The 25,131-nt window shown below is 73.1% G+C and carries 19 protein-coding genes; 6 read left to right on the top strand and 13 right to left on the bottom strand.

The genetic code is table 11. The features are described 5' to 3' along the window. Nucleotides 1-399 precede the first annotated feature (399 nt). The 3 genes from acsA to K415_RS25030 all read right to left on the bottom strand — a co-directional run bounded on the left by acsA (nt 400) and on the right by K415_RS25030 (nt 3,726). Complete coding sequence (gene acsA / locus K415_RS0112705) at nt 400-1,986, bottom strand: acetate--CoA ligase (RefSeq protein WP_024287420.1); 1,587 nt, start codon at nt 1,984-1,986, stop codon at nt 400-402. A gap of 134 nt (nt 1,987-2,120) precedes the next feature. Further along, nucleotides 2,121-2,495 (bottom strand): holo-ACP synthase, encoded by a 375-nt coding sequence (locus K415_RS22835; protein ID WP_051480575.1) that lies wholly within the window; start codon nt 2,493-2,495, stop codon nt 2,121-2,123. Nucleotides 2,496-2,595: 100 nt separating this feature from the next. Continuing rightward, a complete protein-coding gene (locus K415_RS25030) occupies nt 2,596-3,726 on the bottom strand; it encodes an IPT/TIG domain-containing protein (RefSeq protein WP_024287419.1) in 1,131 nt (376 codons plus the stop codon). Nucleotides 3,727-4,021: 295 nt separating this feature from the next. Between K415_RS25030 and K415_RS0112690 the strand changes: the two genes are divergently transcribed. The 4 genes from K415_RS0112690 to K415_RS0112675 all read left to right on the top strand — a co-directional run bounded on the left by K415_RS0112690 (nt 4,022) and on the right by K415_RS0112675 (nt 9,194). Then, a complete protein-coding gene (locus tag K415_RS0112690) occupies nt 4,022-5,020 on the top strand; it encodes a patatin-like phospholipase family protein (protein WP_024287418.1) in 999 nt (332 codons plus the stop codon). Nucleotides 5,021-5,114: 94 nt separating this feature from the next. Then, nucleotides 5,115-7,094: an APC family permease gene (locus K415_RS0112685; RefSeq protein WP_024287417.1), complete on the top strand. Its 1,980-nt coding sequence runs from the start codon at nt 5,115-5,117 to the stop codon at nt 7,092-7,094. 4 nt (nt 7,095-7,098) lie between these two features. Further along, the gene (locus K415_RS0112680) at nt 7,099-8,523 is read left to right on the top strand and encodes an ATP-binding protein (protein ID WP_024287416.1); all 1,425 of its coding nucleotides are present in this window, start codon (nt 7,099-7,101) and stop codon (nt 8,521-8,523) included. Continuing rightward, a complete protein-coding gene (locus K415_RS0112675) occupies nt 8,520-9,194 on the top strand; it encodes a response regulator (RefSeq protein ID WP_024287415.1) in 675 nt (224 codons plus the stop codon). The genes K415_RS0112680 and K415_RS0112675 overlap by 4 nt, the downstream gene beginning before the upstream one ends. A 44-nt stretch (nt 9,195-9,238) precedes the next feature. On the opposite strand, the gene K415_RS0112670 is transcribed toward K415_RS0112675, so the two are convergent. The 4 genes from K415_RS0112670 to K415_RS0112655 form a co-directional block, all read right to left on the bottom strand. Then, nucleotides 9,239-10,084 carry an Ig-like domain-containing protein gene (locus K415_RS0112670; RefSeq protein ID WP_155859458.1) on the bottom strand — a complete coding sequence of 282 codons (846 nt, stop codon included), beginning with the start codon at nt 10,082-10,084 and terminating at the stop codon, nt 9,239-9,241. A 147-nt stretch (nt 10,085-10,231) separates the two neighbouring features. Further along, nucleotides 10,232-10,975, bottom strand: coding sequence for a ParA family protein (locus K415_RS0112665; protein WP_024287413.1), 744 nt, complete (start codon nt 10,973-10,975; stop codon nt 10,232-10,234). 50 nt (nt 10,976-11,025) lie between these two features. Beyond that, nucleotides 11,026-11,268, bottom strand: a complete 243-nt coding sequence (locus K415_RS21905) for a three-helix bundle dimerization domain-containing protein (RefSeq protein WP_024287412.1) — start codon at nt 11,266-11,268, stop codon at nt 11,026-11,028. A 215-nt stretch (nt 11,269-11,483) separates the two neighbouring features. Then, nucleotides 11,484-13,055, bottom strand: coding sequence for a CYTH and CHAD domain-containing protein (locus K415_RS0112655; protein ID WP_024287411.1), 1,572 nt, complete (start codon nt 13,053-13,055; stop codon nt 11,484-11,486). Nucleotides 13,056-13,218: 163 nt separating this feature from the next. Between K415_RS0112655 and K415_RS24335 the strand changes: the two genes are divergently transcribed. Together K415_RS24335 and K415_RS22830 are read left to right on the top strand one after the other, a co-directional pair. After that, nucleotides 13,219-13,464 carry a hypothetical protein gene (locus K415_RS24335; RefSeq protein WP_024287410.1) on the top strand — a complete coding sequence of 82 codons (246 nt, stop codon included), beginning with the start codon at nt 13,219-13,221 and terminating at the stop codon, nt 13,462-13,464. Between the two features lie 73 nt (nt 13,465-13,537). Continuing rightward, nucleotides 13,538-14,377, top strand: coding sequence for a 4'-phosphopantetheinyl transferase superfamily protein (locus tag K415_RS22830; RefSeq protein WP_024287409.1), 840 nt, complete (start codon nt 13,538-13,540; stop codon nt 14,375-14,377). Between the two features lie 29 nt (nt 14,378-14,406). On the opposite strand, the gene K415_RS0112640 is transcribed toward K415_RS22830, so the two are convergent. From K415_RS0112640 to K415_RS0112615, 6 genes are all read right to left on the bottom strand, one after another. Beyond that, entirely contained in the window at nt 14,407-15,765 is a 1,359-nt protein-coding gene (locus K415_RS0112640) for a M1 family metallopeptidase (RefSeq protein WP_024287408.1), read from the bottom strand. Then, on the bottom strand, nt 15,762-19,682 hold the full coding sequence (locus tag K415_RS0112635; RefSeq protein WP_024287407.1) for a Pls/PosA family non-ribosomal peptide synthetase: 3,921 nt from the start codon (nt 19,680-19,682) through the stop codon (nt 15,762-15,764). The genes K415_RS0112640 and K415_RS0112635 overlap by 4 nt, the downstream gene beginning before the upstream one ends. A 134-nt stretch (nt 19,683-19,816) precedes the next feature. Continuing rightward, nucleotides 19,817-20,590, bottom strand: coding sequence for a phosphate ABC transporter ATP-binding protein (locus K415_RS0112630; RefSeq protein WP_197024803.1), 774 nt, complete (start codon nt 20,588-20,590; stop codon nt 19,817-19,819). Nucleotides 20,591-20,745: 155 nt separating this feature from the next. Beyond that, the gene (locus K415_RS0112625; RefSeq protein ID WP_024287405.1) at nt 20,746-22,287 is read right to left on the bottom strand and encodes a WxL protein peptidoglycan domain-containing protein; all 1,542 of its coding nucleotides are present in this window, start codon (nt 22,285-22,287) and stop codon (nt 20,746-20,748) included. Nucleotides 22,288-22,365: 78 nt separating this feature from the next. After that, nucleotides 22,366-23,763, bottom strand: a complete 1,398-nt coding sequence (locus tag K415_RS22825) for an Ig-like domain-containing protein (protein WP_081785027.1) — start codon at nt 23,761-23,763, stop codon at nt 22,366-22,368. Between the two features lie 176 nt (nt 23,764-23,939). Continuing rightward, nucleotides 23,940-25,124, bottom strand: coding sequence for a hypothetical protein (locus tag K415_RS0112615; RefSeq protein ID WP_024287403.1), 1,185 nt, complete (start codon nt 25,122-25,124; stop codon nt 23,940-23,942). Between the last annotated feature and the right edge of the window lie 7 nt (nt 25,125-25,131).

The following is a 25,131-nucleotide window of genomic DNA, read 5'->3' as shown; positions in this document are numbered from 1 at the left end:
CGTGTCTACCGGACACTCCCCCCGGAGGTCCAGGGTCTGCCCCGATCTCCGGTTTCCGCGGCAGTCAGATCCCCGACCACTGGATGCGGGACGGGATGACCCATGGGTCCAGGGGGTTCGTCGGTGTGTGACGCCGCGGAGCGAACCGGGCTTGCGCGATGGACTCGATGTCGTCGCTGTTCGCGACCTCGACATCTTTCCCACGGAATCCCGCGGCACTCATTCGGGACTTTCGTGGGAAACCCGAGATATCTGCCAAGCAAAGCACTGATCGTCACCAGGTCGAGATCAGCTGCCTATTCAGGCACCTGTGACCGATCATCGTTGTCCGTTGATCTCAATTGCGATGAGGTCACCACTCATCTGGGTCGGTGATAACGTCCATTCGCATGAACTTCGTCAAGGTGCCGGCTTGAGGATGACGAACGCCTTGACGATCTCGCCCGCGAGCGGGTCGGGCTTGCCGATGACACCGGCCTCGGCGACGGCGGGGTGCTCCAGCAGGGCGCTCTCGACCTCGAACGGCCCGATGAGGTGGCCGGAGGACTTGATGACGTCGTCGGACCGCCCGAGGAACCAGAAGTAGCCTTCGGCGTCGCGCGTGACGAGGTCGCCGGTGAGGTACCAGCCGCCGACGAAGCAGCGGTGGTAGCGGTCGTCGTCGTGCAGGTATCCCCGGAACATCGACGGCCACCCGGGCCGCAGGGCGAGCTCACCCTCGACGCCTGGTTCGGTCACGACCTCGACCGCGACGTCGCCGTCGTCCCCCTGCGGCAGACGCCGTAGCACCGTGGCCTCGACGCCCGGCAGCGGCAGGCCCATCGACCCGGGCTTGATGCCCGCGGCGACGGTGTTGGCGATCATGATGCCGCCGGTCTCCGTCTGCCACCAGTTGTCGTGGATGGGCAGTCCGAGCACGTCGACGCCCCACACCACGACCTCGGGGTTGAGGGGCTCACCGACGCTCGCGACGAAGCGCAGCGTGCTCAGGTCGGTCTGCCGGGCGAGCTCGTCGCCGAGCCGCATGAGGCGGCGGACGGCCGTCGGTGCGGTGTACCAGACGCTCACCCGCTCGTCGCGCAGGATCGCGTACCAGCGCTCGGCGTCGAAGTCCGCCTCGTCGACGATGCTCGTCACGCCGTGCGTCAGGGGCGCGACGATGCCGTAGGACGTGCCCGTGACCCAACCCGGGTCGGCGGTGCACCAGTAGATGTCGTCGGGGTGGAGGTCGAGTGCGAAACGCCCGGTCGCGTAGTGCATGACGACGGCCCCGTGCACGTGCACGGCGCCCTTGGGCGTGCCGGTCGTGCCGCTGGTGAAGTGCAGCAGCGCCGGCGTCTCGGGTTCGGTCGGCACGATCGTGTAGTCGTCCGCGGCCTGTGCCATGAGGGCGTCGAGGGAGAGCGTGCCGTCCGGCAGCGGCTCGTCGGCGGGCACGTCCATCAGCAGGACGTGGCGGAGGTTCGGCAGCCCGTCACGCAGGCCGGCGATCTTGCGCTCGTACGCGGTCCGCGTCGTGATCAGGACCTTGCCCTCGCCGATCTCCAGCCGCTGACGGACCGGATCGGGGCCGAAGGCGGAGAACAGCGGGCAGAAGACACACCCGGCCTTGACGGTCCCGAGCGCGGCGACGTAGAGCGCAGGGACCCGCCCCGCCAGGGCGAAGACCGCGTCCCCCGGTCGCAGGCCGAGGCCCTCGAGCACCCGGGCGAAGCGGTTGGTCCGCAGCCGGAGGTCGGCGTAGGTGATCTCCTCCCGCTCACCCCGCTTGCCCAGCCATCGGATCGCGACGTGCGCGGCCAGCGGACCGTCGGCGTGCCGGTCCACCGCCTCGTGGGCGATGTTCAGGCCGGCACCGTCCGGCAGCCCGTCGAGCCAGGACCGAGCCAGGTCCCACGAGAACCCGGCCCGGGCGTCGCCGCCCGCGTCGAGGTTGGGTGGCACGCGCCAGTCCTGCGGCCCCTTGTGGATCGTCGGGTAGGTCACGACAGCGTCCCCTCTCCCGTGTGACGACGACCGCGACGGCGCGCGCGGCGTCGTGGGACAGGCTCACGGCCCAGCGGTCGAGCCCCTGGACCCGGGCCGCGGCGAGCGCCGCACCCTCGAGGGCCAGCTCCGGCTCACCCCCGGGTACGTGTCCGGGTCTCGACCTCCCGCCAGGCGACCGGTCCGATGCCGAGACCGAGCGCCTTCGCCGTGGCCTCCTTGGCGGCGAACCGCACGGCCAGCCGCGGCAGGCTCCCCCGGCAGGTCTCGAGCTCGCGCGGCGTGAAGACCATGCCACCGAGCGTCGGCCCGCGCAGGGCCACCATCCGGGCGAAGCGGGGGACGTCGACGACGTCGACCCCGATCGCGATCGGTCGGCCCGGCGTGCTGCCCGCACCGGCTGCACCGGCGGTGCCGGTGGCTCCGCTGCGTCGCCGACCGGACGAAGCACGCGGCGAGGGACACCCGGGGTCGTAACGCGGCTTCGGGTCGATGCTCGGCGTCGACATATCGGTACCTCCGAGAGGAACCGTGCACCGCATCTTCCACCCGGGCGGCCGCGCACCGCCATCGGTCGAAGGTCCCCGCGTCGACGGTCTCCGCGCGTCCTCAGCGGGCGAGCGCCGAGCCGTCCACTGCCGGGTCCGACGCGGACTTCGCCTCCTTGATCTCGATCGTGGCCTGCTGCGTCTGGACACCGGCGGTCGACGTGACGAAGACGGCCCGCTTCCCCAGCTCCGCCGACGACGGCACCAGGAACGAGACCTGCGTGTCGGAGTAGTCGGCCGGGGGGACGTCGATCGCACGAGTGTAGCCGTCGAGGGTCACCGTGACCCATCGGACGTCGGTCGAGTCGGCCTGGGGAGGCGGGGTGTTCGGGTCGGGTCGGGTCGCCGGGCCGGTCGGGTCGAAGTTCGTCCCGAAGATGGTGACGGTCTCCCCTCGAGCCGGCGTCTTCGGCGAGACGGACGTGATCGTCGGCCGGTTGCGTTGCGCCGCCTTGTTCGCGACGAACGTCGCCGCCGTCAGCCCAGTCAGGGCGAGCAGGGACGAGGGCATCTCGGGCAGGACGCCGTCGACGGTCAGCCGGACCACGAAGTAGCCCATCGCGACGACGTTGAACAGCAGGTACTGGGAGTCGACGAGGTCGGCGCTGCCCTTGTCGTCGGTGGCGATCTGGGACACGGTGGTCTGGGCCGGGCTGGTCTTCTGCAGGGTGCCGTTCTCGACCTTCCACTCGACGATGCCCTTGGCCAGGACTGCGGCCGCGAACGGGCCGCCGAGCAGGATCAGGTAGGCGTCCCACCGGTCCTCGGGCATCAGCATCGCGAGGTCCGCCCCGGCGAAGGTCGCCACGCCCAGCAGCCACGCGAAGCCGGTCACGACGAGGACCGTCCACAGGCCGGCCTGCGTCTTGGACGTGGAGAAGCGGTTGTCGGCGCCGATCAGCGGGCGGAAGATCCCGTACCTCTCGGCGCCACCGAGCACATGGGTCAGACCGAGCCCCGCGGCGACGACGGCGAACGCGAAGAACAGGGCCCACTCCCGGCCGGCGTTCTGGCCCCGTGCGGCGGCCAGGAGCGCAGAGATCAGCCCGACCACGGCGATGAGCACGAAGAAGCCGACGACGTACCGACTGCCCTGGGTGACGGCTGCGCTGGCCTGGGTCGGGGTGTCGGTGCTCGCGACCGGGGCGGTGCCGGCGGGAGCCGGGCCGCCGGAGTCCGGGGCCGGCGCCACGGCAGCGCCGGGGACCGCCGGAGGCCCGGGTACCGGCGCAGCCCCAGGAACCACCACGGCGTCAGGAACCGGCGCAGCCGCAAGGACCGCCGATTCGGGAGGTGGTGAGCCGTCGACAGCTGCCGGCTGCGCCGGCCCTACTGCCTCGCGCCTGCGGGATCCTCGGTTGACGCCCATCACACACCGCCCAGAGTGTCGGATGATCGAGTCGTGCTGAGGCTAGCGCGGAGGACCCTCCGTGCGGCAGGGGCCAAGCCCCCACGATCTGCACCGGTGGCGACCTAGGATCGACGGCATGACACGCCCGACCCGCGTCGCGCTCGCGCTCGGCAGCGGAGGAGCCCGCGGCTACGCCCACATCGGCGTCATCGAGGTCCTCGAAGAGCGCGGCTACGAGATCGTGTGTCTGGCCGGCTCGTCGATGGGCGCCCTCGTGGGTGGTCTCCACGCGGCCGGTCGGCTCGGCGCGTTCGCCGACTGGTCGCGCACCCTGACCCAGCGGGACGTCCTGCGCCTGCTGGACCCGTCGCTCAAGGCACCGGGTGCCTTCCGCGGCGAGAAGATCCTGGCCCGCGTCAGCGAGCTGCTGGGCGGCGCGTTGATCGAGGACCTGCGCATCCCGTTCACCGCGGTGGCCACCGACCTCCACGCGAGCAAGGAGGTGTGGTTCCAGCAAGGGCCCGTCGAGACGGCCATCCGGGCGTCCATCGCCCTGCCGGGCGTCATGACGCCGGTGATGGTCGACGGTCACCTGCTCGCCGACGGCGGACTGATGAACCCGGTCCCGGTGGCGGCCATCACGGCGGCTCGCGCCGACATCACCGTGGCGGTCTCGCTCGGGGGCGACCGGACGGGCGGACCGGGGCGACGTCCCGCGCACGAGTCCGTGGTGCTCCGCCCTGCCGAGGAGCTGCTGGACCGGCTCCGGCGGACCGTCGACCAGGTGCGCGAGATCGACCTGCCGCGGTTCACGGCGAGCCATCGGATCCCCGGGCACAGCGCGTCACCCGAGGCCTCGTTGCAGCTGGAGACCGTGGACGTGGCCGAGGCCCTCCCGCCCGGGTTGCGGACGATCGACGTCGTGAACCTCTCGATCGAAGCCATGCAGAACCTCCTGACGAGGTACCGGCTCGCCAGCAACCCGCCCGACGTGCTGATCACCGCGCCGGTCGACGCGTGCGGCACGCTGGACTTCCATCTGGCCGCCGACATGATCCGGCTCGGCCGCGACCTGGCGGTCGACGCGCTCGACCTCGCCGAGCTCCCGGAGGACGCACCCACGCACCGCGACTGACCCGGCGGGGATCCGCGTCAAGATCGGTGGCGTCGGCGTCAAGGACGCGTCAAGACGGTCGGTGGCCACGTCGCACCGGGACTTCGATGGCGGTGTGACCCACGCCGTCAGTCTGCCGAAACGCCTGCTCGTGGGACGTCCACTGAGCTCGGAGCGGCTCGGTGACACCCTGCTGCCCAAGTTCCTCGCCCTGCCGGTGTTCTGCTCGGACCCGCTGTCCTCCAACGCCTACGCCACCGAGGAGATCCTGCTCGTCCTGTCCGTCGGCGGGCTCTCGCTGCTGCACCTGGCGCCCTGGGTGGCCGCTGCGGTGATCGTCCTGCTCCTCGTCGTGGTCATCTCGTACCGGCAGACCTGTCACGCGTACCCCGGCGGCGGCGGGGCGTATGCGGTCAGCCGGGCGAACCTCGGGCAGAACGCCGCCCTCATCGCGGCCGCAGCGCTGCTCATCGACTACGTGCTGACCGTGGCGGTCTCCGTGGCAGCCGGGGTGTCGAACCTCGTCTCGGCAGTCCCCGCGCTGGCACCGCACACCGTCCCGGTGTCGGTCGGCCTGGTCGGCGTGCTCGCCGTGGCGAACCTGCGCGGTCTGCGGGAGTCGGGCAGGGCCTTCGCGGTGCCGACGTACGGGTTCGTCGTCGCGGTGTTCCTCATGCTTGGCATCGGCCTGTGGCGCACGGCGGCCGGCGCGCCACCGGTGGCGGAGTCCGCGGACCTGTCGATCGCCACCACCGGCGCGCCCCTGGGCGGCCTGCTGCTGGTCGCCGTCGTCCTGCGCGCGTTCGCTTCAGGATGCACCGCGCTGACCGGTGTCGAGGCCGTGAGCAACGGCGTGCCCAACTTCCGGCCGCCCAAGAGCCGGAACGCCGCCTCCACCCTGTCGATCATGGCGGTGCTGACGGTTGCCATGTTCGCGGGTCTGACCGCCCTGGCGCTCATCTCGCAGGTGCACGTCGCGGAGGACCCCGCGAACCTGGTCGGCGCACCCGACGGGTACGCCCAGCGGACGGTGATCGCCCAGATCGCCGGATCCGTCTTCGGCTCGCAGAGCCTCGGCTTCTACGCGGTCCAGGGGTTCACCACGTTGATCCTCGTCCTGGCGGCAAACACGGCATTCAACGGCTTCCCCATCCTGGCCTCGATCCTGGGCAAGGACGGCTTCATGCCGCGCCAGATGGCCCGCCGGGGGGACCGCCTGGTGTTCAGCAACGGCATCGTGATCCTGGCCGCGTTCGCCGCGATGCTCCTGATCGCCTTCGACGCGAGCCCGACCCGCCTGATCCAGCTGTACATCCTCGGCGTCTTCGTCTCGTTCACCCTCAGCCAGGCGGGCATGGTGCGGCACTGGACGGACGTGCTGCGGCGGGCCGAGTCCAGGCACCTGGGGCGGCTGCGCCGAGCTCGTCTGGTCAACGGTCTGGGCGCTGCGATCACGGCCGCCGTGCTGGTCATCGTCCTGGCCACCAAGTTCACCCACGGCGCCTACCTGGTCGTCGTGGCCATGCCGCTGCTGTACCTGCTCATGCAGGGCATCCACCGCCACTACGACCGGGTCGACCGCGAGCTGGTCCCGCGGGCGGAGGGCGTGCCGCTGCCCAGCCGGATCCACGCCGTCGTCCTGATCTCGCGCCTCAACGCCCCGGCCCTGCGCGCCCTGGCGTTCGCCCGTGCGACCCGGCCGGCCACGCTCGTGGCCCTGACCGTGCGGACGAACGTCGAGGAGACCGAGCACCTGATGGCCGAGTGGGAGGCCCGGGACGTCCCGGTCGCCCTGACCGTCCTCGACTCGCCGTACCGCGACATCACCCGACCCGCACTCGACTTCATCGCCGACATCCGGACCCACGGTCCGCGCGACGTGGTCGCCGTGTTCATCCCCGAGTACGTGGTCGAGCACTGGTGGGAGCACCTGCTGCACAACCAGAGCGCGCTGCGGCTCAAGGCGCGCCTGCTGTTCCAGACCGGCGTCATGGTCACGAGCGTCCCGTGGCGCTTCGGGCTGGACGCCCCGCACCACCCGGATGCACCCGTTCCCGTCGAGGCCGCTGCAGAACGGTCGGACGTGCCACTCTGAGCCCGTGGCCGACGTCGAGGTGAGCACGAGCAGCCCGGAGCGGCCTGCGCTGACGCACCTCGCCAGCGGGCTCTCCCGGGCTCGACGATCCACCGGCCTGGCGATCGCCATCGTCGGCGTGCCGGCCATGACGGTGCTGCTCACGATCGTCGGCGACGACCTCGGACTGGGCAGCATCCTGCTGCTCTACCTGTTGGCCGACGTCGTCGTGGCCGCGGTCGGTGGGCTCTGGCCGAGCGCACTGGCCGTGGTGGGATCGCTGTTCGCCGCCAACTGGTTCTTCACGCCGCCCTTCCACACCCTGGCCGTCGAGAGCCGGGACAGCGTCGTGGAGCTGGTGGTCTTCGCCGTCGTGGCCCTCATCGTGAGCCTGACGGTCGAGCTCGCGGCGCGGGTCCGGGCGCGGGCCGGGCGGCTCGAGCTCGAGGCCGACCTGCTGTCCCGGTTCGCCAGGCAGCCGGCCTCACAGGTCAGCCTGATGCAGGTCCTGGAGCACGTCCGCACGACGTTCGGCATGACGTCGGCTGCCCTGGTCCAGCACCCCGCTGCCCCTGGTGGAGGTACCGTCCTGGCGCGCGTCGGGGATGCCGACGAGGTCCCCACGGCCCTGCGGATCGCCGCCGGCCCCGAGCTGGAGCTCGTTGCCCAGGGCCCCAGCCTGTTCGCCGAGGACCGTCGCGTGCTCGAGCGCCTGGCCGCGGCGGCAGCCCGGGCGTGGGAGAGCCAGGCGCTGACTGCCCAGGCCACGGAGCTGGCCGAGACCGACCGGGTGCGGTCCGCGCTGCTCGCTGCCGTCGGCCACGACCTGCGCACCCCGCTCGCCGGCATCAAGGCGGCTGTCAGCGGGCTGCGGCAGGACGACGTCTCCTGGTCGGAGACCGAGCACGACCAGCTCCTGGCGACCATCGAGGACTCCGCCGACCGCCTGACCGACCTGGTCGCGAACCTGCTGGACATGAGTCGCCTGCAGGCCGGCGGCATCACGGCGCAGCCCGTCCCGGTCGCGATCGACGAGGTGGTCTCGAGGGCGTTGCTGGACGCACCCGGTGAGCTCGTCCACATGGACATCCCCGACGACCTGCCCCTGGTGTGCGCCGACCCGGGGCTCCTGGAACGCGTCGTGGCCAACCTGGTGGACAACGCCCGCCGGCACAGCACGTCCGATCGTCCGGTGGCCGTGACCGCGCGGCTCGTCGGTCCGCAGGTCGTCCTCGCCGTCGCCGACCACGGGTCCGGCGTGCCGCAGGACACCTGGCCGACGATGTTCGAGCCCTTCCAGCGGTTGGGCGATCGCAGCAGGGGGTCGGGGACCGGCCTGGGCCTGGCCATCGTCAAGGGCTTCTGCGAGGCGATGGACGTCGACGTGGCACCGTCGCACACGCCCGGCGGCGGCCTGACGATGACGCTCACCATCCAGGTCGCACCATGACCAAGATCCTCGTCGTCGACGACGACCCGAGCCTTCTCCGGGCCCTGTCGATCAACCTTCGCGCCCGGCACTTCGACGTCCGGACGGCTTCCGACGGGCGCGAAGCGCTCCGGCAGGCGAGCACCTTCCTTCCGGACACGGTGGTCCTGGATCTCGGCCTACCCGACATCGACGGTGTCGAGGTCGTCCAGGGCCTGCGGGGGTGGACCAACGTCCCGATCATCGTCCTGTCCGCGCGGGACACCCAGTCGGCGAAGGTCGATGCCCTGGATGCCGGCGCGGACGACTACATGACCAAGCCGTTCGGCATGGACGAGCTGCTCGCCCGGATCCGAGCGGGTCTGCGCCGGGCCGCACCCGACCTCACCGCGCCCGTCGTCCGCACCGCCGACTTCACCGTCGACCTCGCGGCCCGTCGGGTCGAGCGCGCCGGCTCACCCGTGCGCCTGACCCCCACCGAGTGGCACCTGCTGGAGATCCTGGTGCGCAACCCCGGCAAGCTGATCACCCAGCAGCAGCTCCTGCGGGACGTCTGGGGACCGCACTACGAGCGGGAGACCAACTACCTGCGGGTCTACCTGGCCCAGCTGAGGCGCAAGCTCGAGCCGGAGCCGTCGCGTCCCCGGTACCTCATCACCGAACCGGGGCTCGGCTACCGGTTCGAGGGCTGAGCCCGCAGAGCTCGGCGGCCGCGGCGTCCGCCGGGACCGGCCGTTCAGACCACCGTCCAGACGACGCGCACCACGCGGCTGCGGTGCGGCAGTCCGGGGGCGGCGATCGTCCCGCGCACCCCGACCGAGCCGGTACCGATCCCGCCGGGGTAGGTCGCGACCCCGACCCACCGCCCGCGCACGAGGGGCTGACCCCCGCGGAGAGTCACCACGTCGGCAGCGTCAAGTCCGTTCCCCTCGACCTGAGTCGCCCGCACGTCGGTCAGGGTGAGCTGCCCCGTGCCGCCACCCGTGCCTGAGGACACCGACACCGTGAACCCCAGGTTCCCGGCTCGGGTGTCGGTCACGACGACGTGCGTGGCACCGGTGGCGGACGCACGGCGAGGTCCGGCCGCACCGGACAGCTCGACACGGTCGACGGCTCCAGAGGTGATCGTCAACGAACCGACGGGGATCACGACGGTGACGACGGTCGGGTCGGGCCCGGGGCGCCCGGCGGAGGCCCCGACCGTCACCGGCGTCGACGTCGAGCCGGCATGTGCGCCGTCCCCGGCGAACTGCGCCGTCAGTGTGTGGGCGACGTCCGGGGCGAGCGACGTGGTGGTGAGCCGGGCCGTGCCGTGGTCGACCGGCAGCACGGCGACGGTCGCGGTGCCGTCACGCACCGTGACCGTTCCTGAGGGTGTGACCGTTCCCGAGGGCGTGACCGTTCCCGAGGCAGTGCCGTCGGTCGCTGCCACCGTGACGGTCACCATCGTGCCGCCGCCGGTGGTGGTTGCCACCGCGACGACGGTGGTCGTGGGAGCGCCGTGCCCGCCCGTGGGCATCGGCCCTGCTCCCACGGAGACGAGCAGGACCAGGGCGGCTGCCGCGACGCTCGAACCCAGCATGCCGTCGTCCTCAGGTCGGGTGGCCGGCGCCACACCGGCCCGACACGTCTCCCATCGGCCTGCACGGTCCCGCGATGAGGCTCGCGCCGTCCCGATCGCCGTTCCGATCGCAGTTCCGATCGCCGGTCAGACGCGGAGCGCGGCCGCTCAGCGGGAGAGAGCCGCCGAGACTCCCGCCCACAGGGCGCCGTAGGCCAGGGCCGGCACGCTGCGCGGGGCGAACGTGGCGATGGGAGCCCGTTCGACGCCCATCCGCTCGACCATCGCGGAGGCCGGGACGACCACGGGCAGCACGTTCGCGGACTCCCTGGGCAGCCGCTCCGCGAGGTCGCGGTGGATCGTCTTGCGGCGATCGACCATGGACAGGAAGCCGACGATCGTCGGCCGCCGGCGCTTCATGGCGGCGACCATGGCGGTCACCTGATCGAGCGACCGCATCGAGAGCGGCGACGGCAGCAGCGGCACGACCACGACGTCCGCCGCCGTCAGGATGCTCTCGGAGAGCAGGGACATGCCCGGTGGGCAGTCGAGGATCACGACGTCGTAGCGCTTGGCCAGCGACGCGAGCATCTTCGCCAGCTGCCGCTCGGGCCGCTTCGTGGCGTCGAGCTCGAGGTCGAGGACCCGGTAGGAGTCGTGCGCCGGGATGACGTCGAGCCGCTTGTCGGCGGTGCTCCGCACGACGTCGGCGAGGTCCGCCGTGCCGCGGACCAGGTCGTGCGCGTCGCCCCTGACCCTGGGCTTGACCTGGAGCAGGTAGGTCGCGCCACCCTGGGGGTCGAGGTCCCACAGCAGCGTCCGGTGCTCCCGCGACGCGCTCCACGCGAGATTGACGGCGGCGGTGGTCTTCCCGACCCCGCCCTTGACGCTGTACGAAGCGACGATCTTCACGTGTCTCCCCCGTGCCGTGGGTCCCGCCGAGTGTATCGGCGCGACGCGCCTCACCGAGGCCGGGCGCGGGCGGCTAGCGCGAGGCCCGAGGGCGTTCGGCCCCGGCCGGCCAGGAGGTCACGCGCGTCGCGCTCGACCAGGAGCGGCACGAAGTCGCGGACCCGGCTGCCGGCGTAGACCCCGTGGGCCTCCTGGACCGCAGCCTCGATCGTCCGACGGTCGAGGTCAGGATGCCGCACCGCGAGGCGGTCGCTGACCGAGGCGATCTGCTTGAGCTCGTCTTCCTGCCTCACAGGCCTCATCCCCTCGGCGCGATCGCACGGCGGCTCCCCGATCGTGCACCGGCACCGCTGAGCCGGCCCTCGTGTGCCGAGGTCGGCGCCTCGCCCGCACTCGTGGAGTGGTGACCACGCTAGGACCCCGACAGCGCCGCCGTCCACGAAACGGACGACGTCATGGCGACATCACAGGAAGCCGCCCGGTGCGACCCCGTGCGGCTCGGTGCGGCTCAGTGCACGAGGCGTCGGGAGAGCGTCCTGCGCACCTGTGGCCAGAGCCGGTCGAAGGTCTCCTTGTCCCCTTCCGCGCGGTCGGCCTCGATCCCGTCGAGCAGGCCGAGCGCGTAGCCCGTGAGGCCGTCGATCTGGCGACGGGAGGCGAGCTCGCGCATCATCTGCTGGGCCACGGAGGCGTCGTGGAGGTCCCCGAGCACGTCGGTCACGCGGGCGAGGCCCTCCCCCCACCGTCGGGCGCGGGTGCCGAGGATCGGTGCGACGGCGTCGGCGGCGTAGCGCGCGCGCTTGGCCAGGATGCGCGCCCGGTGCCACTGGGCTGCCGGGCTGTCCGGCTCGAGCCGGTCGACGAACGCGGTCAGCCTGCGTGACGCGGCCCTGACGAGCGGGGGCAGGACCACGCCGGCAGGTTCGTCCGCGGCACCGGTGACGTGCGGATCTCGAGCGGCGTCGACGAGACCGGTCAGCAGACGCAGATGTCGCTCGCTGCGGAGCTCGCTGAGCGCGGCGGCCCGGGAACCCTCGAGACGCTCGCGCAGCCACCCACCGACGACCTCGACCGCGCGCGCCCGGTCCTCGGGCGGCAGGAGGGCGGCGTCCGTCTCGAGGCGGGCGAGGTGCACCTCGGTGTCGCGGATGGTCGCCAAGGCGTCAGCGACCCGTCGCAGGTCCGCGCGCAGTCCCGCCGACCACTCGGCGTCGACCAACGGCGCGAAGGTGCGCAGCGCGCTCCGCAGGGTCCGTGCGGCGACCCGCATCTGGTGGACGGAGTCCGGCAGGTCCCGCCGGACTCCGACGTCGGCCAGGAGGAGGGCGCGGACGCTCGTCGCCAGGACGCCGCGGATCGTCTCGCTCGCCGGGTCGTCGACCCCGGGCCAGGGCGGGACGACGACGTCGGGTGCACCGCCCCCGCGTGGCCCGAAGGCCTCCGCTGCCTTGCTCCGGGTCGTCGGCGTGCCGCCGTGCGCGACGAGCACCGTCACGACGGCGTCGAGCACGGCCATGACGTGCTCGCTCGGCTCGCGTCGCGCCTCGACCTCGAGCTCCCGGAAGCGGTGGACGACGACCCCGCCCTCGACGGTCTCCACCCGGTCGTCGACCAGCTCGGCGACCTCGGTCCCGGCGTCGTCGAGCAGGGCGTAGGGCGTCCGGCGGGTGCGGACGGTCACGACGTGGACCAGCGGCTCCGCCCTGACCAGGGCACGCACGACGTCCTCGATCTCGGCCGGCACCCGACCCGTCTCGCCGGCCTCGAGCGGCAAGGTGAGCTCGTCCCGCACCAGGACCCCGTCGCTCGCCACCGGGAGCTTCAGGTGCCAGCCCTCGTCGGGGCCGCCCTCCCGGCGGCGGAGCGTCGCCCCCCAGCGGATGAGGCGGAGGTCGGGGGTGTCGTGGTAGGCCGCGACCATCGTGATCTCGTCGCCCGCGACGACGTCGACCACCCCGGGCGCGACGCCTGCCAGCTGCGGGAGCGCGAGCACCTCGGGCACACGCACCTTGCGCTCGAGCTCCCGGTACGTCGTGAGCCGGGAGCCCGAGCCTGCGCCGGGCAGGTCGGAAGGGGACACGGTCGCAGGGTATCGAGGTCGTATGAACCGCCGTGGTGCGTGTGCGGTGTCCTGGTCACGTGCTGGACGCCGGCCGTTCAGACGCGTTGCCTACCCTGCACCCGTACCCCCAGCAGACCCGTACCCCCACGAGCATGTGCCGCCACACCCCCAGGAGGCCCCAGTGCCCGAGTACCACTTCATCGACGGTCCGCTCGCAGGTCAGACCCTCGCGTCGAGCGAACCGCACACCGAGGGTGAGGTCCTGGCCATCGAGGTGGTCGACATGGACCAGCACCCGGACCAGATCCCCCGGTTCGACTACTACGTCGAGTCGGGCCCGGACCAGTGCCGACCGGGACGCCTCCGTCACTCGGCACTGCACCCGGAACCGAGGACCGACCGCGTCGGGCCGTCGACGGCTGCCTGAGCCTTCCCGTCGCGGCCGCCCCGGGATGTCGCGTCCGCCCGGGGGATCGCGCCCGCCCTGGAAGGATGGGCCCGTGAGCCGAGACGGGGTCCGTCGGGCGAGGGTCGACGTGTGGGTGGCCGAGCCACTCCGATCCGACCCCGGTCCGTTGCTCGCCCTTCTCGACCCTGCTGAGCGGGCCCGTGCCGCGAGCCTGCCGGCCGAGCAGGCGGCGCGATTCGTCCTGGCACGGGCGTTGCTGCGCGAGGTCCTGGGCGAACGCCTCGGCTGCCCGGCGCAAGCCGTGCTCCTGCGGGTCCGATGCCCTGTCTGCGGCGGCCCGCACGGGCGGATCGAGGTCGCTCGGCCCGGCGACCTCGACGCGTCGCCACGCGGTGACCTCGTCCCGTCGCCGCGCGGTGACCTCGAACCGTCGCCGCCGCACGTGAGCGTCACGAGGGCCGGTCCCCTGATCGCGGTCGCGGTCACGGGCGCGGGGCCGGTGGGGGTCGACGTCGAGTCCCACGCCGCCGTGGCCGCCGGGCCCTTCGCCGACGTCGCCCTCTCGCGTGGCGAGCTCGCTGCCTACCGCCGGCTCCGACCGGGCGGTCGGACGGCAGCGCTGGCCCGCGCCTGGGTGCGCAAGGAGGCGGCGCTCAAGGCGCTCGGGACCGGGTTGCGGACCGATCCGGGTCGGCTCGAGCTCGGCGGTCCGGCCGGCGGGCCCGGCGACCGCCACGCCGTGCTCGGGGTGCTCGGGGACACCCGCCTCGTCGTCGCGACCCTCGGGCTCGGTCCGGGAGTCTCGGGGGCCGTTGCCGTGGCCTGGGACGGCTCAGGGCAGCGAGGGCTCGGCACGCGGGCCGGGCGACCGCGGCTGGACGTGCAGGTGCACGACGGCGCGTCAGGCCTCGCTGGCCTCGTGGACCGCTGACCGGCCGAACCGCCTGGACCACCATCCGTTCACGGTCGGCGCTGCGAGGGCTGTGCGAGCTTCGGCAGCTGTGGTCCGTCGAGCCAGGTGGCGAGCAGGGCTGCGACGGTGCCGGCGAGCCGATGACCCCCGGCAGCGGCCGCGTGCTCGGCGGCATGGGAGCGGAAGTCGGCGGTCGAGACCGATCCGTCCGCGTACCGCGCGGTCCACGCACGGACGAGACCGAAGAACACCTCGTCGCCGAGGGCGCCACGCAGCGCGTGCAGCGTCAGCGCCCCGCGCTTGTAGACGCGGTCGTCGAAGATGTTGGCGAGCCCCGGATCCGCCAGCACGAGGTTCTGCGGGAGCACCGTCAGGCGACCGTGCCACTGGCGCGCCATCGCCTCGGCGCTCGGTCCGCCGGCGGCCTCCGACCAGAGCCACTCGGCGTAGCACGCGAAGCCCTCGCTGAGCCAGATGTGCTGCCAGCTCGCCACCGAGACCGAGTTGCCGAACCACTGGTGGGCCAGCTCGTGCGGGATGAGGCGCTCGTCACCGTCCAGGGACACCAGGTGGTTCGCCCCGAAGATCGACAACCCCTGCGCCTCGAGCGGGATCTCGAGCTCGTCCGCCGTGACGACCAGGGTGTAGGTGTCGAAGGGGTACGGCCCGAAGAGCCCGGTGAACAGAGCCATGAGCTCTCCGTGGCGCGCGAGCCGCTCGCGCGCCACCTGCGTGAGCGCCGCGGGCACCACAGCCCGCTGGGGAACCGGGTCGGTCGTCAGGGCGATCTCGTCGTACTGCCCGATCTGGACCGTCGCAAGGTAGGACGACGTCGGGTGCCGTTCCTCATGGACCCAGGTGGTCGTGCCGGCCCGCACCCGGGTGCTGACCAGCACGCCGTGCGCGACGACCCGGTACGGGTTGTCCACCGTCAGGCTGGTCCGGTAGGTGGCCTTGTCCGCCGGGCGGTCGTTGCACGGGAACCAGGTCGGGGCGCCGGTGGGCTGACTCGCGACGACGACGCCGTCGGCAAGCTCCTCCCAACCCACCAGTCCCCACGGGGTGGCGACCGGGGTCGGGTTGCCGCCGTAGCGGACGACGACCGTCAGAGGGGTCGATGCGGGGACCTCCTCCGCGAGGCGCAGGACCAGTCGCCCGGCGCGGTGCACGTACCTGGCGAGGGTGGCACCGGTGACCGTCACCTTCGCGACCGCCAGACCCACGAGGTCGAGGCAGATCTCGTCGACCGTCTCGCAGGTCAGGATGTGCAGCGTCGCAGTACCCCTGAGCCGGTTGGCGTGGACCCGGTAGGTCAGGTCGAGGTCGTAGTGCTCGACGTGGACGGAGGTGGTCCCACGCCAGGCCCCGTACGGGTCGCGCGAGCCCTCGTCGCTCCGCGCCTTCACGCCGGGACCTCGTCCGGGTGCCAGGGAGCGATCGGGTTGCCGACCCACCGAGACCCCGCGGGAACCCGCTCGCCCCGCAGCACCAGTGACGCCGGGCCGACAGTCGTCCCCACGCCCAGCCGTGCGGCCGGCAGGATCACGCTGTGCGGGCCGAGCGTCGCGCCGTCGTCGAGGGTCACGGTGTCGAGGCTCATCACACGGTCGTGGAACAGGTGGGTCTGCACGACACATCCGGGACCGACGGTGGCACCGTCACCCAGCCGGACGAGGTCGGCCTCGGGCAGCCAGTAGGACTGGCACCACACACCCCGACCGATCCGCGCACCCATCCCTCGCAGCCACCACACCAGCGCGAGAGTACCCGTCACCGCATCGGCGAGGAACGGCGCCGCGACCACCTCGGTGAACGTGTCCGCGAGCTCGCCGCGCCAGACCGCCACGCTCCACAGCGGGTGGTCACCCGTCCGGAACCGGCCCACCAGCAGCCACTTCGCCACGACGGTGAGTGCTGCTGCGACGACCCCCGCGGCAAGGAGCACGACGCCACCCGTAGCAGCGGCCCATCCCCAGCCGCCGGCGAGCACCACGGCCTGGAGCGTGAGCAGGGTCCCCAGCGCGAGCGCGCCGGCGGCCATGACCGGGACGACCCGGCACAGCTCGACCATCCCGCGCGCCCAGCGGAGCCGTGCCGGCGGGTCGTAGGTGCGTCCGGGGTCGTCCAGGGTGGCCGCGCGCGGCAGGAGCACCGGCGGGCTCCCGAGGTAGCTGGACCCGGAGTGGGTTCGCTTCGGGGTGGCTGAGAGCACGGCGACAAGGCCGTTCTTGGGCACGGTCCGGCCGGGAGCCGTCATCCCGGAGTTGCCGACGAACGCCCGACGCCCGACCTTGGCGGACGCGACGCGGACCCAGCCGCCGCCGAGCTCGTAGGGCGCGACCATCGTGTCGTCGGCCAGGAAAGCACCGTTCTTCAGCCGCATCATCGTCGGCAGCCCGATCACCGTGGAGATCTCCGTCCCGTGGCCCACGTCGGCACCGAGCAGCCGCAGCCAGGTCGAGGTGACCACTGACGAGTACAGCGGGAACAGTGACGTGCGAGCGGCGTCCATCAGGCGCTCGACCGACCAGGCCTGCAGGCCGGCGCGCGACCGCACCGGGTGGTAGCCCTCCGTCAGCCCTCGACCGAGGACGCGAACGCACAGGACCACCAGCCCGGCGTAGACGGCGAACGCGACGACCGTCGCAACGAGCCCCGCCGCGAGCGCCGGCGCGACCGCGCCCGCCACCGTCGTCGTCCGGCGGATCGCCGAGCCCACCAGGAGCAGCGCGCCCCCGACGGCGAGCGTGGGCAGAGCAGCGATGACCGTGCCGGCCACCCCGTAGCCGACCACCCACCAGCCCGAGGCCGCCGACTGCGCCGGCCGGTCGGTCGGCCAGGGGTGGCGGGCCTCGTGCACCCGGTTCGCCGGTGACCCGGCCCAGTACTCGCCGTCGCCGGTCGCTCCGTGCACGGCCGACCCGGCGGCGATGTCCGTGCCCTGCCCGACGTGGGCCCCCGGGTACAGGACGCTGCGCGCCCCGACGGTGGCGCGAGCGCCGATCGTGATCCGGCCGAGGTGCACGACGTCTCCGTCGACCCAGTGCCCGGACAGGACGACCTCGGGCTCGACCGCACACCCCCGGCCGAGGGTGAGCATGCCGGTGACCGGCGGCACGGTGTGCAGGTCGACGTCCCGGCCCATCGTCACGCCCAGGGCACGCGCGTAGAGGCCCACCCACGGTGCGGTCGCAGGTGTCACGGCACCGAACCCCTCGGCCAGCCGCTCCGCGGCCCACAGCCGGAGGTGGACCGAGCCACCGCGCGGGTAGGTCCCGGGGCCGACCCCGGCCAGCAGGAGTCGCGCGCCGAGCGCCGTCACGCCCATCCGACCCAGCGGACTCACCGTGAGCACCCAGCCAGCGAGCACCCACCACCACGTGACCGGCACCGCCCACGGCACCTGCCAGACGGTGTCGAGCAGGGCGTTGATCGCGGCGAGCGCGGTGAGCCAGCGGAGTGCGACCAGGCCGCGCAGCGGGACCAGGGCAAGGAGCTGCGCGACCTGGCTGCCGACGGGTACCGGCCGGGCCGGGACCTCGCCGGCGCCGGTCGGGACGTCGTCGGAGCCATCCGGCCAGCGGGTGTGCAGGTGCGCCGCGAGGTCACCGACCGCAGGGTGGTCGTAGACCTCCGCGACCGTGACCTCCGGGTAACGCGTGCGGAGTGCGGACACCAGCTGCGCGGCTGTCAGTGAGCTCCCGCCGCGGGCGAAGAAGTCGTCGTCGTCGTCGGTCGGGTGGACACCGATGACCGCGGCCCACTGCTGCCCGACCCAGGCGGCCGTGCCCTGGAGGGTCGGGCCGGGACGCGATCCGCCGTCACCGGCCAGTGGCCAGGGCAGGGCGTCGCGGTCGACCTTCCCCGAGGTGCGGGTCGGGATCGCGTCGACGACGGCGAGCAGCGGGACCATCGAGCCCGGCAGCTCGCCGCGGAGCCGGGCGAGCAGCGGCGCCGTGTCGAGGCCGCCGGCGGCGGGCACGAGGTAGCCGACCAGCAGGCCGGCCCCGAGCGGCGAGCGCCGGACGGCTGCGGCCGCCGCAACCACGCCGGGCAGGGCCTGGAGCGCGGCGTCGACCTCGCCGAGCTCGATCCGGTGGCCGTTGACCTTCACCTGGTCGTCGACCCGGCCGACGAAGGCCAGGCCCGCGCGCTGCCGGACGACCATGTCCCCGGTGCGATAGGCGCGCCCCCAGCCGAGACCGGGCATCGGGCCGAACCGCACGGCGTCGAGCTCGGCGTCGAGATACCGCGCCAGGCCCACTCCCCCGATGACCAGCTCCCCGGTCCCGCCCTCGGGCACCTGCTCGCCGTCCGGGTGGACGACGGCGAGGTCCCAGCCGTCCAGCGGGAGCCCGATCCGGACGGGCTCGTCCGGCTCGAGGAGGGCTGCGCACGCGACGACTGTCGTCTCGGTCGGGCCGTAGGTGTTCCAGAGCTCACGGCCCGGACGCCACAGTCGCTGGGCGAGCTCGGGCGACACCGCCTCGCCGCCGAAGATGAGCAGGCGGACGGCGTCGAGGGAGTCGACGGGCCACATCCCCGCCAGGGTCGGGACGGTCGAGACGACGGTGACCTCGCGCTCGACGAGCCAGGGACCCAGCTCCGTGCCGGCCCGAACGAGCGCTCGGGGCGCGGGGACGAGGGTCGCGCCGTGCCGCCAGGCGAGCCACATCTCCTCGCAGGACGCGTCGAAGGCGACGGACAGCCCGGCGAGCACGCGGTCGCCGGCGCTGATCGGGGCGTCCCGGAGGAAGAGGACGGCCTCGGCGTCGACGAGCGCCGCCGCGCTGCGGTGGGTGACTGCGACACCCTTGGGCCTGCCGGTGGAGCCGGAGGTGAAGATGATCCACGCGTCGTCGTCCGGATGCGGCGGGTCGACCACGTGGCCGCCGTCGGTGGCGGCGGGTGACGTCCCGTCGGGGCGCAGCAGGTCCAGCCCGTCGCCCATGACGACCACGACGCCGGCCTCGGCGAACGCGTGCCGGGCCCGCTCGTCGGGGTCGTCGGCGTCGACCGGGACGTACGCGGCACCCGCGCGCAGCACCGCGAGGATCGACACGTACAGGCCGACCGTCCCGGACGTGGCGCGCACGCCCACCCGGTCGCCGCGCTGCACGCCGGCCGCAGCCAGGCGGTCCGCCCGGATGCGCACCGCCTCGGCCAGCGCCGTATAGGTGAGCACCTCGTCGCCGTCGTCGATGGCGACCGCATCAGGGTGCGCGGCGACGGTCGCCGCGAAGATGTCGACCAGCGTGCGCGGCGGGGCCGCCCGGTCGGCAGCCCGCAAGGGATCGCGCGGTGTGACGGCAGCGCTGCTCACGTGCGGCGGGTCTCCTGCTCGAGCGGGTCAGCCACGGGCGTCGCCGGGCGGCTGCGACCGTCGCCGGGCGATGCTGGTCAGCGGGATGCTCTCACACCGCTGTGAACGCCGAGCGCATCGACGCCACCGGCCGGTCAGCCGAAGCGACCGGCCACATAGGCGGCGGTCCGCTCGTCACGCGGCGCGGTGAACATCGAGCCGGTCTCGCCGTGCTCGACGATCACTCCGGGTGCGCCCTGCTCGGCGAGGAAGAACGCGCACCGCTGGGAGACCCGGGCGGCCTGCTGCATGTTGTGCGTGACGATGACGATCGTCACCTCGTGCATGAGCTCGGCCATGGTGTCCTCGATGACCCGCGTCGACGTCGGGTCCAGGGCCGAGCAGGGCTCGTCCATGAGGAGCACCCTCGGCCGCACCGCCAGCGACCGCGCGATGCACAGCCGCTGCTGCTGCCCCCCGGACAGGCCGCCACCGGGTGCGCTCAGGCGGTCCTTGACCTCGCGCCACAGCCCGGCCTTGATCAGCGACTCCTCGACCAGGTCGTCCTTGGTCGCCTTCGACGCCTTGACCCCGGTGAGCCGGAGGCCGGCCAGCACGTTCTCACGGATGCTCATCGCAGGGAACGGGTTGGGCTTCTGGAAGACCATACCGATGTCCCGACGCGCCTCGGTCACCCGACGGGAGGCTTCGTAGATGTCGTGCCCCTCGAGCATCACCTCGCCGGCCATGGCGGCCGACGGCACGAGCTCGTGCATCCGGTTGAGGATGCGCAGGAACGTCGACTTGCCGCAGCCGGACGGTCCGATGAGGGCGGTGACCTGCCCGGCGGGCATCGTCAACGAGACCCGGTCGAGCACCTGATGGCTGCCGAACCACGCCGAGATCGAGCGCGCCTGCAGCTCGGCCAGACCGGTCGGCGCGATGACGGGGGGTCCCTGGACCTGTGCGGTCGTGGCGGCGTGCGACAGGTACCCGCTCGAGGTTGCGGCGGCCGGGGCGACCGGGGGCAGCACGACTGTCACACCACCGGACCCGTAGCCGGCCGGGCCGGCGGTGAACTCGCTCACGATGCTGCTCCCATCCCACGGCGACCGATCAGGAAGCCGCGTCCGACGAGGCCCAGCCCGGCGAGCGCGCCTGCGCCACCGAGGCCGACCAGGGTCCACTGGACCGGAGACCACCGACGCGACTGCAGAGCCCAGAGCAGGTCGGGCAGCAGCCCGTCCGCGGTCGCCGTCACCTCGCCCGCGCCGGGGACGGCGCCCGGCTCGTCCGACGTGGCGCCCGGCTCGGTCGGCACCCCGGCCGGGCCGGCGGCGCCTCGGCTCCGCGGCGTCGTGCCGGTACCGGACCCCGTCGTGGTGGTGGTGCCCTTCGACGGCGCCCCGGGAACGGTGAGCGACAGGGCACCCTCGTCGCTCTCGTCCGCGTGTGCGGGCGGTGCGCCGAGGACGAGGCCGCCGACGCCCAGGGCGAGCGTCACCCCGAGGGTCAGTGCGGCCCCCAGCGCCCGGGCCGCCGGCCCCGAGCCGGTCGAGCCCGCCGCAGCGCGCGCACCCTCGGCACCGGCCTCCGCTTCCCGCCGGGCCTCGTCGAGCATCGTCGCCCAGTGCCCGGCGCGCGCACGACGGGTCCGGATCCGCCGGACGAGCAGCCACGCGGCGGCAGCCACGAGCAGGACGATCGCCAGCCCGGTCCACGAGATCGCCAGCATCGTGGTCCGCGCCGTGCTCGACACGAGCGGGATCTCGGTGGCCGGGCCCGGCGCCGCAGCCATCGCGACGTCGACGACCACGGTGGCCACACCGACCGGCGCGACCCTGTCGAGCACCGTCGTGACCATGAACGAGTCACCCGGGAGCACCTCGCGCGTCTCGTCGGCCTCGACCTCCGCCAGCTCGATGCCGAACGGGCCGGTGACCCGCACCCGCGGGACACCGTTGACCTTGACGTTGCCGGTGTTGACGACCTCGTAGGTCACTGTCGTGGCCGCGGACGCGAAGGGCACACCGGCGAGCGCGTAGTCGCCGCCGACCCGCCGCACCTCGAGGGCCGGGATGATCTCGCCGGGAACCCGCACGTTGAGCCGCACGGCCACCCGGGTGTCGACCACCACGCCGGTCTCGGTGACCTGGGCGCGGACCGGGGAGACGACGATCCCGCCGGGGTGGTCGCCCGGCGTCGCGTCGGCGGGAACGGCGACGGTGAAGGCGACCGTCGCGGTGGCCAGCGGACCGATCGTGACGGTGGGGCCGGCCGGTGTGACCCAGGCACCCACCTCGGTGGGCGGCGTGGCGGCCGGGGAGACGTCGTACCCGCCGGACGGGGTGCTGAAGGCGTCCGCGGCGTACACGGCGAACTCGCGTTCGACGGTCGAGGAGTTGGTGATCAGGACGTGCTGCTCGACGGACTGCCCGGCGTCCAGCTCGAGCTCGTACCGCGTCTGGCCGTCGGGTAGGCCATTCGCGTCGGCCGGCGTCGCCGACCAGGACGCCGTGCTGTCGTCGGCGTAGGCCGCCGTCGTCGGTAGTCCGACGACGGCGCCCCACGCCAGACCGAGAGCCAGGACGGAGGCTCCCAGGGCACGCTGCAACTGACGGGTCATGTGGGGTTGCTCCGGTCCTGGCTCTCGGTAGGGCGGTGATCGACGAGTGCGGTGCGGGGGCGGCCGTCGGGCTACCCGTCAGCCGCCGATCAGCGTCACGGTCACGACGGAGGTGTAGGAACCCTCGGCCGTGGTGCCCGGGATGGCCAGCGCGAGCCCGGCGTCCAGGACGCTGACGCCGCGCCCGGCGGTGGCGGCCTTGCCGAGCAGTGAGCTGGCCCCGAGACCGGCGCTCGCCGCGTCGTCGAGGAACGACGCCACGGCGGGACCCGCCTGGGCGACCAGCGGGCTGCCGGCGTCCTTGGTCATGACCGGCGTGGCCGGTGTCCAGCCGAGGTACTTGGCACCGACGGTGCCCGCCGTGCCGGTGAAGTCGGACGCCTGGGCGTTGACCTCCCAGCCGGAGAGCAGACCGTCGCGACGGGTGTCGGTCACGGTGACGGTCGGGAAGGCGCCGCTCGCGACGACCCGAGTGTTGGCGGAGTCGCGGGTACCGGCCAGGGCGACCGGCGTGTCGAACGGCACCGAGAAGGTCAGCGCGCCATCGGCCACCGGTACGGCCGGCACGTCCAGCAGGAGCTGCCCGCTCGTGCCGTCCAGCGAGAGCGTCACGGTGAGGGTGCCCTGCGACGCGCCATAGGCAGCAGGGTCGGTCGGCACGAAGTCAGCCGTGTAGGTGTGGTCACCCTGGGTGGGGGCCGTGACTGTCGCGCTCGCCGTGCCGCCGGCCACGGTGGCCGTCCCGACCACTGTCGCGCCCTCCTTGAAGGTGACCTGGCCCGCTGCGGCCGCCGGGCTCACTGTTGCCGTCAGGGCGAGGTCCGCACCAGCGGTGGTGGCGGTCAGGGTGGTGGTCGTCGCGACCGCCTCGGCCCCGCCACCGCCGACGAAGGCCGACAGCGGGATCGACCAGGTGAGGTCGGCTGCGGTGGTGCCGGAGATCGTGATGGCCGTGCGGAAGTACCCGAGCGATGCCCCCGCGATGTCACGGCAGACCGAGATGAACGGGTACGTGCCGGTGCCACCGTTGGCCAGGTTGTAGCTGGTGACCTCGGACTTGCTCAGACGGTCGGCCTGGTTCGCCGTCGTGGTGTAGAAGCGACCGTCAGCGTCCTGGGCCACGGCCGTGGCGCCGACCGGGACCTGGACCCAGTTGTTCTCCGCCACACCGACCTGCGGGATCCGGATGATGGACTGCATGTTGGTCGTGCCGGCCGGGCACGCGTTCTCGGTGGTCAGCGTCGCCCACGGCCGTCCGTTCGCCAGCGGGCCACCGGTCTGTGCGTTCGCACCGGAGCTGATCTGGGTCGCGGCCGACTGCAGGGCGAGCGGGTTGAAGTTGTCGAACCAGTAGATCGCACCGGGCAGCTCGGTGCCCTCGTCGTTGGCGGCGGCCGGCCCGGCCACGGCAACGAGCGCCGCACCCATCACGACCGAGGTCGCCAGCAAGCCGGCAAGCGTCTTCTTGACTCTCATGGAACTGTTCCCTTCGCGGAACGGAGATCTGTGGCGAGATGGGCGGAATCGCGTCGACTCGAGGATGGTCGGGTCAGGTGAACGACTGTCACCCGGCGGGCGTCCGGGGGATGACGGCGGGCCACCCGGCCGCGCTGCGGGCCCGAGCGGGGGATCCCGTCGGCTGCGGCCGCCGGTCAGTGCCGTGCGGCCCGGGCGCCGACCGGCGACGCGTGGACGGGCGGCTCGGCCTCGACCGCCGACCCGACGCCGACCGGCGCCGGAGCGTCCGACCTTCCGGAGCCGCGCCGCGAGCGGCGCCCACCCTGGGGCGCCTGGTTGCGGCGTGCCTGGCGACGTCGGGCCCGCAGCACTCGGCGGACCAGTGCGGCGAGGACGAGGAGAAGGACCCCGAGGATCACCCACGGCAGGGCCCAGGTCTGGACGGCTGCCGAGACGGTGCCGACACCAGGGTCCTCGCCGCCCGTCCCTGCCACAGCGGTGGCATGGACGGTGACGGTCTCCCGGAGCAGCGGCCAGACGTCCTGCACCACCGTGGTGATCCGGGTCTCGCCGCCGGGCATGAGCTCGTCGACCCGAGCGCCGTCGGCGCTGCTCGACAGCAGGCCGAACGGGCCGGTGACCTCGACCTGGGGCTCCACGGCCATCCGGACGTTGCCGGTGTTGCGCAGCGTGTAGTCGACGCTCATCGAGCCGGCACCGAACGCGGCGCCAGGCAGCCAGGTCGCCACGACGTCGCTGACCTCGAGCCGCGGGTCCAGCTCCCCCTGGACCCGGATGTAGACCCGGGCCACGACCCGCTGCTCGAGCTGGATGCTGGGTGCGTTCTCGCCGCCGGCACCGACGCCGACGAGCGAGGCGACGACGCCGCCGATGTGGTCGCCGGGCTCGGCGTCGGCGGGGATGGTCACCGTGAACGGGACGACCACGTACCCGAATCCGGTGTCGGGGGTCTGGGCCGGCACCTCGAGGGTGGTGGGCCCGACGATCGAGATCCACGACCCGGCGTCGGAGCTGACCTCGGCAGCGGCCCGGGCGGACAGGCCGCCCCCGTCGGCCATGATGACGTCGGTGCCGTAGACGTCGAGCGAGACGGGCGCGTCGTCCTGGTTGATGAGCGCCGCGTGCTCGTAGACGACGGCGCCGGTCGGGACCGCCATGCTCAGGTACGGCCGGTTGTCCGGTCGATCCACCCCCGCGGGACTGATGCCGAAGGAGACGAGGTCCTGCGGCGTGACCGTGGCCTCGTCGGCGCTGCCGTCGCTCGGCTCGGGCGTCGACGTCGCGGACGCGGGCGCGGCCAGCAGCAAGGTGGCCGTCAGGGCGGCAGCGGCCACAGCGGTGCGCAGGAGGTCGGGCATGGTGACG

Source organism: Cellulomonas sp. KRMCY2, from assembly GCF_000526515.1.
Lineage (GTDB): Bacteria > Actinomycetota > Actinomycetes > Actinomycetales > Cellulomonadaceae > Actinotalea.
Note: the sequence above shows the minus strand (reverse complement) of the source record. Positions and strands in the feature narration are given on the sequence as shown.

Excerpts from the sequence above, each read along its gene's own strand:
- K415_RS22835 (WP_051480575.1), bottom strand. The coding sequence starts at position 2,495 with ATGTCGACGCCGAGCATCGACCCGAAGCCGCGTTACGACCCCGGGTGT.
- K415_RS0112690 (WP_024287418.1), top strand. The coding sequence starts at position 4,022 with ATGACACGCCCGACCCGCGTCGCGCTCGCGCTCGGCAGCGGAGGAGCC.
- K415_RS0112675 (WP_024287415.1), top strand. The coding sequence starts at position 8,520 with ATGACCAAGATCCTCGTCGTCGACGACGACCCGAGCCTTCTCCGGGCC.
- K415_RS0112670 (WP_155859458.1), bottom strand. The coding sequence starts at position 10,084 with ATGCTGGGTTCGAGCGTCGCGGCAGCCGCCCTGGTCCTGCTCGTCTCC.
- K415_RS0112625 (WP_024287405.1), bottom strand. The coding sequence starts at position 22,287 with ATGACCCGTCAGTTGCAGCGTGCCCTGGGAGCCTCCGTCCTGGCTCTC.
- K415_RS22825 (WP_081785027.1), bottom strand. The coding sequence starts at position 23,763 with ATGAGAGTCAAGAAGACGCTTGCCGGCTTGCTGGCGACCTCGGTCGTG.
- K415_RS0112615 (WP_024287403.1), bottom strand. The coding sequence starts at position 25,124 with ATGCCCGACCTCCTGCGCACCGCTGTGGCCGCTGCCGCCCTGACGGCC.